Raw genomic sequence first — 16,941 nt, 5'->3', positions numbered from 1 at the left:
AAGCGTTATTCTATATTTTGAGAACGTTTGCATTTTGTCGCGTACCGTTCGGATTGCGTTCACGCAAAAGACGATCGGCGCGCGGCATAATGGTTCACTCAGAACGATATTCGTTAAAGGGAGTCAGATATATGACTGAAATCACCGCACCTCAGTCCCCTGTCACCGCGGCCGAATTCGCCGATGAAATCCGCGAACAGCTGAAGTACACGCAGGGCGTCACCGTCGAGAATGCAACCGCCGCCGATGTGTACGTGGCTGCGGCGACGGCCGTCCGTCGTCATCTGATGGATTCCTGGATGACCACGCAGCATGACATGGTCAACGGCAACACCAAGGCCGTCGGCTATCTGAGCGCCGAATTCCTGATGGGCAAGCAGCTGTGCAACGCGCTGCTCAACGCCGGCCTGACCGAACAGTTCAACGGCGCCGTCAAGGAACTGGGCTTCGACGTGCAGGATGTCGTCGACGCCGAATACGAGCCGGGTCTGGGCAATGGCGGCTTGGGCCGTCTGGCCGCCTGCTTCATCGATTCGCTCGCCTCCCTGGGCGTTCCGGCCTTCGGCTACGGCATCCAGTACAAGTACGGCATCTTCAAGCAGGAATTCGACGCCGACGGCAAGCAGGTCGAGCGTCCGGACTACTGGCTGGCCAATGAGGAGCCGTGGGGCCACATCGACTACAACCGTTCCCAGCGCGTGAACTTCGGCGGCGAAGTCGTCGAAGAGAACGGCAAGAAGGTCTGGAAGCCGGCCTGGTCCGTGCGCGCGGTGCCGGTCGACTACATGGTTCCGGGCTACGCCTCCGGCCGTGTGAACACGCTGCGCCTGTGGAGCGCCAAGAGCTACGACGAATTCGATCTTCTGGCCTTCAACCGCAGCGAATACCTCGACGCCGTCAAGCCGCAGGTCGCCGCCGAAAACATCTCCAAGATCCTGTATCCGGAAGATTCCACCCAGGTCGGCAAGGAACTGCGTCTGGAACAGCAGTACTTCTTCGTCTCCGCCTCCATCCATGACGCGATCCGCGTGTTCTATCCGGGCGAAGACAAGCCGGACCTGACCACCTTCCCGAAGAAGATCTGCTTCCAGCTCAACGACACCCACCCGGTGATCGGCATTCCGGAACTGATGCGCGTCCTGATGGACGAATACGACTACGACTGGGATACCGCCTGGTCCATCACCACCAAGACCTTCAACTACACGTGCCATACGCTGCTTCCGGAAGCCCTGGAAGTGTGGTCCGCCGATCTGATCGGCCGCCTGCTGCCGCGCCACCTGGAGATCATCCGCAAGATCAACGACCAGTTCGTCGCCGAACTCGAAACCAAGGGCGTCGACGAAGACAAGATCAAGGACATGGTCATCTATACCGGCGACTCGGTGCGCATGGCCTACCTCGCCACCTACGGCGGCTCCTATGTGAACGGCGTCGCCGAGCTGCACTCCCAGCTGCTCAAGGACGTCACGCTGAAGAACTTCTCCGACGTGTATCCGGACAAGTTCACCAACGTGACCAACGGCGTCACCCCGCGTCGCTTCATCAAGCTCGCCAACCCGCGCCTGTCCGACCTGATCACCGAAGGCCTGGGCACCGACCGATGGCTCAACGATCTGGAACTGCTCAAGGGCCTGGAGCCGCTGGCGCAGGATGACGAATTCGTCCGTCGCTTCGCCGAAGTCAAGCAGGCCAACAAGGTCGACTTCGCCGACTACGCCATGCGCGAGTACGGCGTCGAACTCGACCCGAACACGATGTTCAACACGATGGTCAAGCGTCTGCACGAGTACAAGCGTCAGGCCCTGAAGATCCTCGCCGTCATCGCCCGCTACGCCGACATCAAGAACGGCACCGTCGACGCCGACGACGTGCTGCCGCGCACGGTGATCTTCGGCGCCAAGGCCGCTCCGGGCTACTATCTGGCCAAGATGACGATCCAGCTGATCAACAACGTCGCCCGCGTGGTCAACAACGATCCGGACGTCAAGGGCAAGCTGAACGTGTTCTTCCCGAACAACTACAACATCCGCCTGGCCCAACACCTGATTCCGGCCACCGACCTGGACGAGCAGATCTCCCAGGCCGGCAAGGAAGCCTCCGGCACCGGCAACATGAAGTTCGCCCTCAACGGCGCGATGACCGTCGGCACCCTCGACGGCGCCAACGTGGAGATCCGTGAGCTGGTGCGCCCGGAGAACTTCTTCCTGTTCGGCATGACCGTCGAGGAAGTGGACAAGCTGTACGCCGAAGGCTACAGCCCGGCCGCCTACTACGAGGCCGACCCACGCCTGAAGAACGCCATCGACATGGTGGCCGGCGGCACCTTCTCCAACGGTGACCGCAACGCCTTCGCCCCGCTGGTCGCCGATTGGCTGACCAAGGACTGGTTCATGACCCTGGCCGACTTCCACGCCTACACGGAGATCCAGTCCGACATCGAGGCCCTGTACCGCGAGCCGCTCGAGTGGAACCGCAAGGCCCTGCTCAACGTGGCGAACTCCGGCTACTTCAGCTCCGACCGCTCCATCGAAGACTATCTGGAGCGCATCTGGCACACCGGCCCGATGGCCTGATACGGCAATCGGCGGCCGACCGTTGGACATCGGGCCGGCCGCCCCGTATCCGATGGTCGCAAAGCAGTGGAATGGCCATACGGCCATTCCACTGCTTTGTTGGTTCATCCGCTCATTCCTATAAGCTCGAATCCCATGGAATCCGGGCATGAAAAAACGGGCCTTGGAACCCGTCCAAAGCCCGTCGTTGCGTGGATCAGGCTTCCACTTCGGCGGCCTCGGCTTCTTCGTCGGCGGTCGCATCCTTGGCCAGACCCAGATCGACCGGAGAAGAGCTGTTCTCCCACGGCTCCTCCCACGGATCATAATCCGGATTCTGCTGCTTGTAGATGTACAGTCCGACGACTGCGGCGAGCAATGCGCCGAAGAGCAGTGCGAAGAACTTCCAACCGTTAGAAGACTTGTTCTCCATTACGGCTCCTTTCCCTAGGCGTTGGCCTGCACGTTCAGACCAATCTGCTTCCCATCATAAGTCGTCGTTTGTGACGATTGGGTGATTTGCCGCCCGCAAGTCCGGTATGCCGCCCGCTACAGTAAGAACATGGCATATCAACGATTCAGCCTGTTCCCGGGCTCCCCTTCGCTTAAAGACATGTTCTCCAAACGCGCCCTGCGGTATCACTGGCGCAATAACGATCCCGTCATCGCGACCGCGATCCTGGCGGTGTGCGTGATCGTATGGCTTGTCGAATTGGTGCTGTCGCTTGTATGGCCCACGGGACTGCGCATGATGGTCGCCTACGGGGCGTTCGCGCCGGTGACGGCGCTGTCGCATCCATGGACGTTCGTCACGTCGATGTTCATGCATGATCCGGGTTCCATCGTGCACATTCTGTTCAATATGCTGGCATTGTGGAGCGTGGCGCCGATCCTTGAACGGATGATGGGCCATCTGCCGTTCCTTGCGCTCTATATGCTGTCGGGGCTTGGCGGCGACGCCGGCATGATGCTGTGGGCCTTGATCGGCCCGGACGGCGAAGGCTGGCTCACCAGCGCGTATGGCGCCTCCGGCGCGCTGTTCGGCCTGTTCGCCGCGATCCTTGTGGTGTATCGACGTGTGGGGTATGACATTCGTTCGATGTTGATCTGGATGGGTATCAACTTTTTGATGCCGTTCATGATCGGCGGCATCGCCTGGCAGGCGCATTTGGGCGGATTCGTATGCGGCGGCGTCTTCACCTGGCTGCTGGTCTCCGGATTGCACGCATTGCGCGGCAAAAGCCTTGCATACCGAACCGTTGCCTACGGGTCGGTGATGCTGGTGTTGGCGGTCGCGATTTCAGTGCTGTGCAATCTCGCCAATCCTCTGACGATCGCATGGCTGTGACGGCGGATGGTCCGGTGTCACAGCCGGTGGGCGGTCGGTTTTCCTGTGATTGTGCGCTTCGATTCAAGACGGAGGAAGCCATCGTATCCGACTTATGCACAAGTGTGGAAAAACATGTGGATAACATGGGAATAACTTGCGCATAAGTCGGGGAAAACCGGCTGAGTTATCCACAGATATATCCACAAATGCACATTTTCCGCCCTTTTCGGAAGAGGAAAAATGTGGAAAAGAGGTTATGCACATAGTGGAAAACCTTGGAAAAGCGGCCCTGTAAATAGGTTTCAGCAGGTGGGCGTTCCCTATATATAGGGGTGGGGAAATTGTATCCACACGCAATCCACAGTGAATTGTGGATAAGTGGAATAGTCCGTCACGATATCGATCGTCTGACTTCGGAATGGGTTTGAGACTCCTATAAGTTCGTCGGAACGCCGCATGAGCGCTTTCGTAACGCTGCTGATCCGAACATGGGATTGAACATCGATGCGCACCGGGCCAAAACCGGGACGCCGCTGGGTACAATGCCGCGTATGGAGATTACCGCACAGACCACAGCATTCATCGCAGCGCATCGTGACGATGACGTCCGTACGCTGGCGCTCAGCGCGAAACCTGCGGAAGGCCTGGATATCCCCTTCGCCCTGGACCAAATCGCAGGACGCCGCATCGCGGAGTCCAAGCTTCCGCAGTGGGCCGCCTGCGACGATATCGTCTATCCTGCGCATATTTCCATGGAACAATGCTCCTCCGAATTCACGGCGCGCTATAAGGCCGAAATCGCGCGGCGCCTGTGCGATCCGCCTCAATCCCAAACCGGCGTTGCCGGAAAGGCGGCCGCCACCATGGTCGACCTCACCGGCGGCTTCGGCGTCGATTTTTCCTATATGGGCGCCGGATTCGACCGCGCCGTCTACGTGGAACGCCAGCCGCATCTGTGTGAGCTCGCCGAACACAACATGCGCGCGCTTGGCCTGGACCAGGCGCATATCGTCAATGCCGACGCCGTCGAATATCTGCATGCCATGCAGCCCGTCGACCTGATCGTCGTCGACCCCGCGCGCCGTGACGCGCACGGCGGCCGCACCTATGCGATCGAAGACTGCACGCCGAACGTACTGGCCCTGCGCGACGAACTGCTCGAAAAGGCGGCGCATGTCGTCATCAAACTGTCTCCGATGCTGGACTGGCGTAAAACCGTCGCCGATTTCAAGGGGCATGTGAGCGAAGTCCATATCGTATCGACGAATAATGAATGCAAGGAGCTGCTGCTCGTCCTGCAACGCGATGCGGACGGCGCAGATGGCACGACCGGCGCCAGCGGCGACGTTGCCGGCGGCCCCACAATCACCTGCGTCAACGACGACCAGCGGCTGCGCTATCGCGCCGGCGAATCGACGCGCGGCATGAGCGTCGGCAATGCGGCCCTGCCGAATATGGAATATCTGTACGAGCCGAATGCGTCGATTATGAAAGCCGGATGCTTCGATCTGGTGGAGCGGCTCTACGGCGTGAAACAGATCGGGCCGGGCAGTCATCTGATGGTCGCGGCCGAGCCGAGCCCGACTTTCCCCGGGCGAGGATTCATCATCGATGCGATCGGCGGCATGGGCAAAAAAGACGTGAAAACGCTGCTTGACGGCGTGACGCACGCCAATATCGCCGTACGCAACGTGCCGATGAGCGCGGCCGACCTGCGCAAAAAGCTGAAGCTGAAAGACGGCGGCGACGTCTACTTGTTCGCGACGACGATGCAGGGCGGCCGCCGCGTGCTGATCAGAACGCATAAGACCGGCAGCGCCACCCAAACCATGCGTGACGCCATGCGAGCGTGACGCCGTGCGATGCAAAGCATTATGCGATGCCGCGACGAGTACCGGTATATGCCAGTGCGTAAACGGCCGACGTGCAAATGGCGTGATGGCCGTATCCTGACCGCGCCGTGACTGCGAGTGGACAGTGCAAAACGCGGGCGCACGCCTACCGTCGCCGTGCGGCGACGCATCACGGATGGACACGTTGCCTGCGGTGGCGGTCGGCGCATGCCCGCGCGGAAGCGATCATGCTGATTCGAAAATCGTGAAGTTCAGCGCCACCACATCGTCATGAGGAAGCCGAGAATGATCAGCGCGAAGGCGATGGCCAGATTCCATGCGCCGATGTTCGGGATCGGATAGTTGCCGGACAGGTAGTACACCACGGCCCAGATCAGGCCGAGAACCATCAGCGTGCAGAACAGCGGCACGAACCAGCGCGGATTCGACTTGGTGCCCTTGATGGATTCCTCGACGCGGCGGGTGTTCTCGACCTGACGCTGCATCATGCGGCGCATCTGCGGGGATACGTCGTCCTTATCGATGGTCGCGTTCAGCACGGCCTCGACCTTGTCCATCGGAATGCCCAGCTCGTCGTCTTCGGACGTGGCCTTATCCTCATCGTCGGCGGTGGCCTCGGCCTGTGCCTGGGTCATTTCGTCGGTGTCGCCGGAAGCCTCGGCCTGCCAATCCTTCTGCGCATCCGAGTCGATTTCGTGTAGCTCTTCGTTAGCCATCAGCATAGTCTCCATTCAATAGGCTAAAAGTCATAATAGTGGTTAGACTCGAAAGCGGCGACTGCGATGCTTACAATTGCGAGTAAATCGCTCGATATTCGAGGAAAATCGTTGGTTTTTGCGAAAACGCGTTGATCGCATCCGCATCAGGCGTCGGATCGTCGATTGGAGGGGCGATGGGAAGACATGCCGCGGGCAGGCACGCCCGGTATACGCGGTTCGGCAGCGTGGGAATGGTCATCGTTCTTGCTTTGACCGGTCTGCTGCTGACCACGAATCTGCGCGTGAACCGGTCGGTGACCGTGTCTTCCGACACGGCCGACCTGGTCGAGCAGCGCATGGAATACGCCAACGATCTGCAAAATGAGATCAACGACCTGAGCTCGCAGATCGACACGTTAAGCGAGACACTTGGCGACGGCGCCAGCCAAAGCGACGGTGAAGACGCCGGCTCCGGCACACTGCTGAAAGCCGTTGAGGGGCCGGGCGTCACGGTCACATTGGATGATTCCCCGCTCTGGCAGAACGCGGTCGACGGTTCGGGATCCAGCGCGGATATCGACGCCTATGTGATCCACCAGCAGGATATCGAAGCGGTGGTCAACGCATTATGGGCCGGCGGCGCGGAGTCGATGATGATCATGGATCAACGCGTGCTGTCGAATTCGGCCGTGCGATGTGTCGGCAACGTGCTGCTTCTGCAAGGCAAGAAGTATTCGCCGCCGTTCACGGTCTCCGCCATCGGCCCGACTGACGGCATGCTGGAGGCGCTGGACGATTCCAAGGCGATCGAGATCTACAAACAGTACGTGTCGGCGTTCGGCCTGGGCTGGGACGTTCAGACGAAGGACAATCTGCGTTTTGAGGAAACCGATGCCGTGCTGCAGCCGTTGCGGTATGCGTCGGTGCAAAACGGTGATGATGAAGATGCGACGGCCGGAGACGCCGACGCATCCGATACGACAACCACACATACAGGAGAATAGGAATTCGGATGGAACGCAACATACAGAAGGGCCGTCACCGCAGCGCGAATCCGTCGAGCGCTTCCTCGCATGGCAGGGTATGGGTCATGCTGGGCGTCGTCGCGGAATTGCTGCTGACGATGGCGGCGGTCTGCGCGCTGTATATCGCATGGCAGATGTGGTGGACCGGCGTGCAGTCCGAGCATGTGCAGGAGCAGACGAGGCAATCCGCATCATGGCAATCGCCGGGCGGGGACGGAGGCGAAACGACGATCGCCCAGCCGCAGGAGGGCGATCCGCCTATCCCGCCGACAAACGTCTCCGAAGGCGAGCTCATCGCCCAGGTGTATATTCCCCGTTTCGGCGAACAGTGGAGCCGTAATCTGGTGGAAGGCACGTCGCTGGTCGAATTGAACGAGCACGGACTCGGCCACTACTCCTCCTCGCAGATGCCCGGCGAACTGGGCAATTTCGCATTCGCCGGCCATCGCAACGGCTATGGCCAGCCGTTGGGCGATGTGGACAAGCTGCAGCCCGGGGACGCGATCATCGTCCGTACGCAGGATTACTGGTATGTCTACCGGTACACCAGCTATGAAATCGTGCTGCCGGAAGATATCGACGTGATTTCGGCGAATCCGGAGACCCCGGGGGCGGCGCCGACCAAGCGCATGATCACGATGACGACATGCGAGCCGAAGTATTCGACGCCGACGCATCGCTGGATCAGCTATGGCGAATTGCAGTACTGGGCGAAGGTGTCCGACGGCATACCCCAGGAATTGGCGTCCGTCGACGAATCCGGAAAGGTGAGCTTCGTCAATAACGGCGAAACCTCGCCTGTCGCGCAGATCGATTCCCTGCGGCCGCTGATTCTCGGCGCGCTGGCCGTATACGTGGTGCTGTTCGCCGCCGCGGCGCTGGCCTGGCGCTGGCCTGCGCGCCGCGCGATTCGAGAAGGCCTGCGCCGCAAGCCTGATTTCAGCCTGTACGGCGCCCTGTCGCGATTGCAGCCGGGCGTGCTGCCGATTCGTATCGTGCTGATGCTGATTCTGGCGTTCGCCGTTGCCGCCGCCCTGTTCGAATGGGGCTTCCCCTGGGCGGCCTCCAATATTCCGGCACTGCAGCAGATGTCGAATTATGCAGTCGGCTGATTCGCAGGACGGAGAGGCTGTGGGCGCAGCCGCTCTGTCCTGCAGTGTGGATGGTCTTGCCGTTTCGGCGATATGTGACGGAAGATGAATCCTGCTGATATGTTTACAGATCGTGCACGATGAGTTTGTCGATTTCCTTATTCTTTTTCTGTTGATGATTCTTATCGCGCAATGAAGTCGAATACCGAATCAGGCTTCTGGCAATGAGAATGACAAGAACGCATACGCCAGTGACGAATATGATGGTCAAAAGAGGGGCGAAAAGCATTGCTGCGGTCATTTGTTTTCCTCCTTCCGCTCTCTGTATGCTTCGATGAGAGTCCGAGCCGTTTGTACGTCGTATTTCTCATCGATGGCAAGACTTTTTACAAGGTAGATGAATGAATCGTCTTCGGATTCTTCCGAGAGGTGTATTTTCTCGATGAGTCTGTCAAGACGAATGCGCATTGTGGGATATGAAATTTGATAAAGATGGGCCATCTGCTTGAGGGAGCCGGACGACAGAATGAAATTTTTGATGAATGTTATGTCATCGTCCGCCAGATTTGCTAGCCAATCCGGCAGCTGCTTCACGAACACCTCCTTGAAGAATATTGATTTTATATTAATAATATTCAATTTTTTTGATTTGTCAATGATGAATAAGGAAAGGTCTCATTGATGTTGATTTTTCTTTTCGGCTAGCGATGAATATCGCAGTTTCCAAAAAACGAATTGCCGGTCTCCTGTGAACAAGAGGGTGACAACTCGTTGGTGGGATCGAGTGGTATTCCGTTACAATGATTGACGGATGCTGTCGCAGATTTCATTGCATATGATTGTGGCGGCGCCCCTTATCGGAAGCGCCGCCACAATCATATGAGATGTTGATTATTGCTGAACGGTCTCGTCGCCGTCACCGGTTTGGCCGTTGTCGCCGTTGCCGGTATCGCCGTTATTGCCGGCGCCCTGTGCGGTGGTGATCGTCACCGTGCTGCCGGCATCCACGGCGGTTCCCGGTGCAGGGCTCATCGAAATGACGATGGCGTTGTCGTCCTGCGGGCCGGACACGTTGATTGCCAAGCCTGCGGCCTGTAGCTTCTGCACAACCGTCGCATACGTATCAACACCCAGCTGCACGCTCGGAATGGTGACCTGGGCCACGCCGGACGATATGTAGATGGTGATGGGCGTGCCCTTTTCCACCGTGGTATTCGCCTCCGGCGTCGTGCGGATCACCTTGCCCTGCTCCACGGTGCTGGACTCCTCATACTTGATGGTACGGTTCTCGAACCCTTGCTGCTGCAGGGTGTCGGCTGCGGAATTCTCATCCAGGCCGGTCACGTCGGGTACGGATACCATGCCGTTGGAAATCACCAAAGTGACGCTGTCGCCCTTCTTGGCCGTGCTCCTGGCGGCCGGCGTCGTGCGGATCACCTTGTCCTTGTCGATGACGCCGCTGTTTTCGCTCTGCACGCCGGCAACGGTCAGGCCCGCCTTCTCCAAGGCGTCGCTGGCCTCATCCTGCGTCATATTCGACACGTCCGGCACGGTGATGCTCTGCGGCCCCGCGGAGAACCATACGGTGATCTCCGTTCCCTTATCGACCTTGGTGCCGCCTTCCGGATCCTGCTTGGTCAAGGTGCCTTCGGGCATGTCGGATTCGGTGTCCTCCTCAATGGTGATGTCGTCACGCTCGAAGCCGGCCGCCATCAGCTTTTCGATGGCACGGGCCTCGCTGTCTCCCGAAGCCAGCGTCGGAACGGTGATCTGCTCCGGCGTATCGTCCGTCTGGTCGCCGTTCATCATCGCGAATACGGTGAACGCCAGCGCGATCGTGATGATCGCCGCGATAATCGAACCGATGATGATCTGCTTGCGTCGTTTCTTCTTCGTCACTTCCGCACGTTGTTCGGCGCGCGTCATCGTCGCGGTGGCGGCGTCGGGCATCACCTGCTGGAACTGGCCGGTAACGGGGTTGAACGCCTGCGTGGCCCCCGCATCATCCATCGGATTCAACGCAACCGTGGCGGCATCCTGCTCGGCCTGCTTGCGGGCCTTCATATTCGACAGGTCGGTCAGCGGGTTGAACGCCGCGGCGACCGGAACGCCGCCGTTCATATACGTCAGCAGATCGTTCTTGAAATCGCTGGCCGTGGCATAGCGGTTCTGGCGATCCTTGGCCATCGCCTTGGCGCAGATGGAATCCCACATCTTCGGCAGGCCCGGCACCAGCGTGCTCGGAGGAGTCGCCACTTCGGAAACATGCTGGTAGGCGATCGCGACGGCGGAGTCGCCGGTGAACGGCGGTCGGCCCGTCAGCATCTCATACAGCACGCAGCCGGCGGAATACAGGTCGGAGCGCATGTCGACGTTTTCGCCGCGGGCCTGCTCCGGGGACAGGTATTGCGCGGTGCCGACCACGCCCTGGCTTTGCGTCATCGTCGTGGCGGAATCGTCCAAAGCGCGGGCGATGCCGAAATCCATGACCTTGACGATGCCCTGCTCGGAGATCATGATGTTGCCGGGCTTGATGTCGCGATGGATGATGCCCATGCGGTGCGAATATTCCAAGGCGCCGAGCACGCCGAGCATCACCTGTTCGGCGTCGCGCTGGCTCAGGGCGCCGTTGACCTTGAGGATATCGCGCAGCGTCTGGCCCTTGACGTATTCCATCACCAGATACGGCAGCCGCTCCACCTGCCCGTTGTCGCCGACCATCTCCTCTTCGCCGGAATCGTAGATGTTGACGATATTCGGATTGTTCATCTGGGCCACGGAACGTGCTTCGCGACGGAACCGGCTCAGGAAGATCTGATCGGAGGCGAAATCGGCGCGCATCAGCTTAACGGCCACGGTACGGCCCAGGCGCGTGTCCGACGCCATGTACACTTCAGCCATGCCGCCGCGGCCTATCAGCTGCACAAGCTGATAGCGGCCGTTCGCTAACGAGGTGGGCAGGTGGTTGCTCATTGTTCTTCCCTTCAATTTCCGTTAAGCATCAGGTGTGGTTTGCTGGAAACGCGTCGTGGCATGCGGCCGGACGGCGTCACCGTCGTCGTATCGGCCATCATGGTCTGCTGGTCGAGCAGACGCCGCTCGATGCGAGAAAGCGTACGGGAGACGGCCAATGCGTCTTTGGGGCGGTCAAGCGGATCCTTCGACAGCATCGACATGACGAATTCGCGCAGCTGCACATCCACGGTGTCGGGCATCGGCGGCACCGGATTGTTCACATGAGCCGCGGCGATGTCGACCGGCGTCGTGCCCGTGAACGGGCGCTGTCCGCACAGGCCTTCATAGGCGACCACGCCCAACGAATAGATGTCGGATTGCGGCGTCGCCTGCTGGCCCTGCGCCTGCTCGGGGGAGATATATTGCGCGGTTCCGACGACCATGCCGTCCTGTGTGATCTGTTCCTGATTCGTCGAATAGGAGACGCCGAAATCGGTGATCTTCACTTCCCCGCTGTCCGAGACCATGATATTGGCCGGCTTCACGTCGCGATGAATCACGCCATGCGAATGCGCGACGAACAGGCCGCGTGCCGTCTGGATCAGAATCGGCAGCAATTCCGTCGGATCCATCACATGCTGCTCGCGGTACAGGTCAGCCAGTGATTTGCTCGGCACATATTCCATGATCAGGAATCCGATGCCGTCATGCTCGTAGTATTCAAACAGCGCGGCGATATTGGGGTGCGCCAAATTGGCGGAATTATGCGCTTCCGCACGCAGACGGCGACGCTTCGCCTCCTGGTTGTCGATATCGTCGCGCAAGGCTTTGATGGCGACGGGGCGGCCCAACTGAATGTCGTAGCCCTTCCATACCTCGCCCATACCGCCTTGCGCCAGGCGGGAGTCCAAGCGGTAACGCCGATGAATCAGCTGCCCCTCAATCAGTTTCATTCAGCCATCGCCTCCTCCAGCAGGGCCTTCATAATGGGACCGGCGGCAAACGAGCCGTACAGATCCACGTTGTGCACCACCACGGACACCGCATACTTCGGATCGTCAGCCGGCGCGAAGCCGATGACCCAGCCGTCGATGGATTCGTTGTTCTCGCCGATCTGCGCGGTGCCGGTCTTCGCGGCGACCTGTACGCCGTCGATCGCAAGATTCTGGTTTTCCTTGGTGACGACGGATTCCATCATCCGCGTCAGCTTATCGGCGGTGTCCGCGCTGAACGCCTCAGACATCACTTTAGGCTTCGTTTCGGAGATCACCGACAGGTCGCTGGCACGGACGCGATCGACCAACGTCGGCGTCATCAGCACGCCGTCGTTGGCGATGGCGGCGGCGACCAACGCGTTCTGCAATACGGTGGACTGGGTGTCCCCCTGCCCGATCGAGGCAAGCGCCAGCCTGTCGTCGGTCAGGTCGGACGGGAACTGCGAAGCCACGGCCATCATCGGCATGCCGGTCGAATCGTTGCCGTCGACGGTGATGGCGGAGCCGTACCCCAGCTTCCGAGCCATGTCGGCGACCTTGTCCTGGCCCAGCGCCACGCCCAGCTGCGCGAATGCAGTGTTGGACGAATACGCCAGCGCGTCCTCAAAGGAGATCTTGCCGTTGGACCCGTCGGCGCTGGAGACGCTGTTCGTCAGCGCCGTGTTCGTGCCGGGCAGCGTATACGACGAGCCGGCGGGAATCTGCGTATCGACGTCGTATTCGCCGGTTTCCAAAGCCGCTGCGGCGACGACGGTCTTGAACGTGGATCCCGGCGGATACAGCTGGCTTGTCGCACGGTTCAGCATCGGATTCGTCGGATCGGACGTCAGCTTGGCGTACGTATCGTTGACGGCGGCGGTATCATGTCCGGCAAGCGCGTTCGGGTCATAGCTTGGCGTGCTGGCCATGGCGAGAATGCGACCGGTGTCGACCTCCATCACGACTGCGGCGCCGTCGTTCGAACCGAGCCTGTCATAGGCGGTCTTCTGCAGATCCGGGTCGATGGACGTTTCGATGGAGGCGCCCTCGTTCGTCTCCCCCGTCAGCGTCGATTTGAAACGCTGCCAGAACAGCTGGTCGGCCTGGCCGGACAGCAGTTCGCCGCGCGAAGCCTCCAGACCGCGGTCTGCGCGCTGGCTGATGGAGAAATAGCCGGTGATCGGCGCGTAGACCGCGCCGTCAGTGTATTCGCGCTGGTACGAGAACGCGTCGTTGACGGCGGTCGATTGGGCGATGATCGATCCGTCGCTGGCCAGGATCGCGCCGCGAGGCGTGCCGTATTCGTAATACAACGCGCGGGAATTGCGCGGGTCGGCATTGAATTCGTTCGCGCGGATCGCCATGATGATGCTGGTCGAACCGCCCAGGATGACGAACAGGATAAGCACGACCGTAAACAGTTGGCGCAGGGATTTGTTCATCGTGCGCCTCCCGAAACGGTACGCGGATTCGCCGGCGCCGCTTGTTCCTGCGCCTTCTGTTCGCGCCTGCGCAGCGCGGCCAGCGCTTCATGCTGGAACGTCTCGCTGGACAGTTCCGGCTCCGGCTTGTTCGCCGCGTTGGAGATGACGAGCAGCAGCGCGGCGAGAATGTAGTTCGCGATAAGCGAGGAGCCGCCCGCGGCCATGTATGGCATGGTCAGGCCGGTCAACGGAATCACCAACGTGATGCCTCCGACGACCGTGAACACCTGGAACGCCATCGTGAAGACCAGACCGGAGGCGAGCAGCTTGCCGAATCCGTCCTTGATTTTCATCGCGGTGAGCATGCCCGCCGCGATGATCAGCAGATAGACCATCAATACCGCCATCAAACCGGTCAGACCAAGCTCTTCGCCCACGGACGCGTAGATATAGTCCGAATTCGCCAGCGGCGTGATCGAAGGATGCCCCTGCCCCAGGCCGGTGCCCAACATGCCGCCGGACGCCATACCGAAGATTCCGGTGACCAGCTGGTATGAACCGCCGAATTCCTTGCCGTATTGTTCGGCGCTGAAAGGATGCAGCCAGGCGTCGACGCGGGCTCCGACATGACTGAAGATGCTTGCCGCCAGCACGGCGCCGGCGGCGAAGGCGATGATGCCGATGGCGATCCAGCTTTTACGGCCTGTGGCCACATACAGCATGGAGACGAACATGGCGAAGAACATCAGCGATGTGCCCAGATCGCGCTGGACGATGAGCACGCCCATCGACACGAGCCATACGATGATGATTGGGCCCATGTCCTTGATGCGCGGCAGCTGCAGTCCGAGGAATTTCCTGCCGCCCACGGCAAGCTGGTCGCGATGGTCGAACAGGTATGCCGCGAAGAACACGGACAGGAACAGTTTGGCGAATTCGCTCGGCTGGAAAGATCCCAGCCCGGGTATCTCCACCCAGATGCGCGCGCCGTATTGCGTGGAGCCGATGAACGGCAGCATCGGGGAAAGCAGCAGCACCAGGCCCACGACCATGCAGACATACGAAAAGCGCCGCAGAATGCGGTAGTCGTGCATGAATACGATAAGCAGCCCGCACAGCACTAGCGCAAGAATCAGCCAGACAAGCTGGCGCATGCCGGTGGAGGTGCCGCTGTCCTGATCGAGGCGCGTGATCATCGTGACGCCGATGCCGGTCAGCAGCATCACGCACGGCAGAATCGTCTGATTCGCGTACGGCTGGAATTTGATCATCAGACCCCAGAGCACCAGATACAACGCTCCGACGGTCAGCAGCATCCACATGAAATCAGCCGGGAAGCCGCCCGTCGTGCGTTTGAACATCTGGAAGAAGGCGATGCCGCATATCAGCATCGTGAACAGCATCGACGTGCATTGCCTCAGACGGGACGCGATCATGAGGCATCACCGTCCTGCGTGGCATCGGAAGCGGGCGCGTCATCGTTCTTCTGCGTGCCGTCGGTTTTGCCGGCACCGTCGGCGGTATCCGACTTCGTGCCGGCGTCCGCAGCCGTTTTATCCGAATTCTTGGCGTCTTCCTCTTCCTTGAACCGCTGCACCTGCTGTTCGATCAGATCGGCATGCTGCAACGCTTCATCATACGAATCGACGGTGATGCCATGCTCCAACTGCTGGCGCCATGACTGCGGCATATCGGCGGTCCTCATGCCGGTCGACTCGATCGGATGCGATAGTTCAAAACCGAAGATATTCGTTGGAATTCCCTGGAAAATCGTCATCGAGCCGTTGTCGTCGCCCAGATAATACTTCGTCTGCGACCAGTAATATGCGCCGGCCGCGCCGGCGGCAAGCGCCGCCAAAGTCAGCGTCATCGCGATCAGCGCAATGACGCGGGTGCGTTTCGACTTGGCGCGATTCGCCTTGCGCCGCTCGAGTTGCTGGTCGCGAATCGCGGACGCCACTTCGGGGTCGTTCGGATCGGACGTGACGCGTCCGTCGTTCTTCTGCACCACCGGTATCTCGCCGGTATCGGGATTCGTCAGCGCGCCGCTTTCCTCACGGGCGATGGACGGCTGCGCGATATGCTGATCGGCCTCTTCCTCCGGATTCTGTTGCGCGGCGCGTCCCTGCACCAAAGCAGCGGCACGCTGCGCAGGCGATTCCTTCTCCTCGCGGCGCAACGCGGGCGCGGACGCGACCGGCTCGTTGATGATGTCGGCGATCGGCTCCAGGCTGGAGCTGGCGGCGCCGCCCACCAGCGGCGTCTGATGCGGCAGGTCGAAGGCCTTTTCATCCAGCGCCAATGTCGCGTCGGCGATGACGGCGGTCACATTATCCGTGCTGCCCGCACGCAACGCCATCGCGACCAGACGCTGCGCGCATTCGTCCTGCGAAGAATACGTGGACAGGGCCTCCTGCAGCGTGGAGTCCTCCAAAACGCCGCACAGGCCGTCGGAACACAGCAGCCAGCGGTCCGCGGGATGCGCCTTGCGGATGGCGATGTCGGGATGCGAATCGATGTCGAAGTCGCCCAGCACGCGCATGACGACGTTGCGCTGCGGATGATTGCGCGCTTCGCTTTCCGTGATGCGGCCCGTATTGATCAGATGCTGCACGTAGCTGTGGTCGGTTGTCATGCGCGTCAGCTTGCCGTTGCGCAGCAGATAGGCGCGGGAATCCCCGATATGCGCCAAAATCCAATATCCGGAAACAAGCGTCGCCGCGACCACCGTCGTGCCCATGCCGGCAAGGCGGCGTTCGCGCTTGGCCTTGCCGACGATGGCGTCGTGCGCAGCCATGACCGAGGTGACCATCATCTTCGCCACGGCGGCGATATCGCCTTGCAGATTGTCCTGCTCGATATGCGCGAGCGAACGGATGGCGATCGTCGACGCGGTGTCGCCGCCGGCGTGGCCGCCCATGCCATCGCAGACCGCGATCAGACGTTCGCCCGCGAACGAAGAATCCTGATTATTGGAGCGGACCGTACCGACATCCGAGACGGTCGTGGAATACATGAACAGCGTCGGAACGTCTG

The 16,941-nt window shown here is 60.3% G+C and carries 14 protein-coding genes; 5 read left to right on the top strand and 9 right to left on the bottom strand.

The genetic code is table 11. The features are described 5' to 3' along the window. Window positions 1-131: 131 nt before the first annotated feature. Window positions 132-2,576, top strand: coding sequence for a glycogen/starch/alpha-glucan phosphorylase (locus tag AC1AX7_RS04765; RefSeq protein WP_476508950.1), 2,445 nt, complete (start codon window positions 132-134; stop codon window positions 2,574-2,576). A gap of 196 nt (window positions 2,577-2,772) precedes the next feature. On the opposite strand, the gene AC1AX7_RS04760 is transcribed toward AC1AX7_RS04765, so the two are convergent. Continuing rightward, window positions 2,773-2,988: a hypothetical protein gene (locus AC1AX7_RS04760; protein ID WP_476508949.1), complete on the bottom strand. Its 216-nt coding sequence runs from the start codon at window positions 2,986-2,988 to the stop codon at window positions 2,773-2,775. A 129-nt stretch (window positions 2,989-3,117) separates the two neighbouring features. Between AC1AX7_RS04760 and AC1AX7_RS04755 the strand changes: the two genes are divergently transcribed. Both AC1AX7_RS04755 and AC1AX7_RS04750 read left to right on the top strand, forming a co-directional pair. After that, window positions 3,118-3,903 carry a rhomboid family intramembrane serine protease gene (locus tag AC1AX7_RS04755; RefSeq protein WP_476508948.1) on the top strand — a complete coding sequence of 262 codons (786 nt, stop codon included), beginning with the start codon at window positions 3,118-3,120 and terminating at the stop codon, window positions 3,901-3,903. Between the two features lie 533 nt (window positions 3,904-4,436). Continuing rightward, entirely contained in the window at window positions 4,437-5,738 is a 1,302-nt protein-coding gene (locus tag AC1AX7_RS04750; protein WP_476508947.1) for a THUMP-like domain-containing protein, read from the top strand. A gap of 251 nt (window positions 5,739-5,989) precedes the next feature. Here AC1AX7_RS04750 and crgA read toward each other — a convergent pair whose 3' ends face one another. Next, window positions 5,990-6,469, bottom strand: coding sequence for a cell division protein CrgA (gene crgA / locus AC1AX7_RS04745; protein ID WP_476508946.1), 480 nt, complete (start codon window positions 6,467-6,469; stop codon window positions 5,990-5,992). 161 nt (window positions 6,470-6,630) lie between these two features. On the opposite strand from crgA, the gene AC1AX7_RS04740 reads away from it, so the two are divergent. Both AC1AX7_RS04740 and AC1AX7_RS04735 read left to right on the top strand, forming a co-directional pair. Further along, on the top strand, window positions 6,631-7,440 hold the full coding sequence (locus AC1AX7_RS04740) for a DUF881 domain-containing protein (RefSeq protein ID WP_476508945.1): 810 nt from the start codon (window positions 6,631-6,633) through the stop codon (window positions 7,438-7,440). An 8-nt stretch (window positions 7,441-7,448) separates the two neighbouring features. After that, window positions 7,449-8,573: a class E sortase gene (locus tag AC1AX7_RS04735; RefSeq protein WP_476508944.1), complete on the top strand. Its 1,125-nt coding sequence runs from the start codon at window positions 7,449-7,451 to the stop codon at window positions 8,571-8,573. Window positions 8,574-8,676: 103 nt separating this feature from the next. On the opposite strand, the gene AC1AX7_RS04730 is transcribed toward AC1AX7_RS04735, so the two are convergent. The 7 genes from AC1AX7_RS04730 to AC1AX7_RS04700 all read right to left on the bottom strand — a co-directional run bounded on the left by AC1AX7_RS04730 (window position 8,677) and on the right by AC1AX7_RS04700 (window position 16,921). Next, window positions 8,677-8,853: a hypothetical protein gene (locus tag AC1AX7_RS04730; RefSeq protein WP_476508943.1), complete on the bottom strand. Its 177-nt coding sequence runs from the start codon at window positions 8,851-8,853 to the stop codon at window positions 8,677-8,679. Beyond that, the gene (locus AC1AX7_RS04725; protein WP_476508942.1) at window positions 8,850-9,146 is read right to left on the bottom strand and encodes a DUF2089 family protein; all 297 of its coding nucleotides are present in this window, start codon (window positions 9,144-9,146) and stop codon (window positions 8,850-8,852) included. Before AC1AX7_RS04725 ends, AC1AX7_RS04730 begins: the two co-directional genes overlap by 4 nt. A 297-nt stretch (window positions 9,147-9,443) precedes the next feature. Further along, a complete protein-coding gene (pknB, locus tag AC1AX7_RS04720) occupies window positions 9,444-11,525 on the bottom strand; it encodes a Stk1 family PASTA domain-containing Ser/Thr kinase (RefSeq protein ID WP_476508941.1) in 2,082 nt (693 codons plus the stop codon). An 11-nt stretch (window positions 11,526-11,536) separates the two neighbouring features. Next, a complete protein-coding gene (locus AC1AX7_RS04715) occupies window positions 11,537-12,460 on the bottom strand; it encodes a serine/threonine-protein kinase (RefSeq protein WP_476508940.1) in 924 nt (307 codons plus the stop codon). Continuing rightward, window positions 12,457-13,923 (bottom strand): peptidoglycan D,D-transpeptidase FtsI family protein, encoded by a 1,467-nt coding sequence (locus AC1AX7_RS04710; protein ID WP_476508939.1) that lies wholly within the window; start codon window positions 13,921-13,923, stop codon window positions 12,457-12,459. Before AC1AX7_RS04710 ends, AC1AX7_RS04715 begins: the two co-directional genes overlap by 4 nt. Further along, the gene (locus tag AC1AX7_RS04705) at window positions 13,920-15,341 is read right to left on the bottom strand and encodes an FtsW/RodA/SpoVE family cell cycle protein (RefSeq protein WP_476508938.1); all 1,422 of its coding nucleotides are present in this window, start codon (window positions 15,339-15,341) and stop codon (window positions 13,920-13,922) included. The genes AC1AX7_RS04710 and AC1AX7_RS04705 overlap by 4 nt, the downstream gene beginning before the upstream one ends. Further along, a complete protein-coding gene (locus AC1AX7_RS04700) occupies window positions 15,338-16,921 on the bottom strand; it encodes a PP2C family protein-serine/threonine phosphatase (protein WP_476508937.1) in 1,584 nt (527 codons plus the stop codon). The genes AC1AX7_RS04705 and AC1AX7_RS04700 overlap by 4 nt, the downstream gene beginning before the upstream one ends. Between the last annotated feature and the right edge of the window lie 20 nt (window positions 16,922-16,941).

The organism is Bifidobacterium sp. LH_449 (assembly GCF_056356755.1).
Note: the sequence above shows the minus strand (reverse complement) of the source record. Positions and strands in the feature narration are given on the sequence as shown.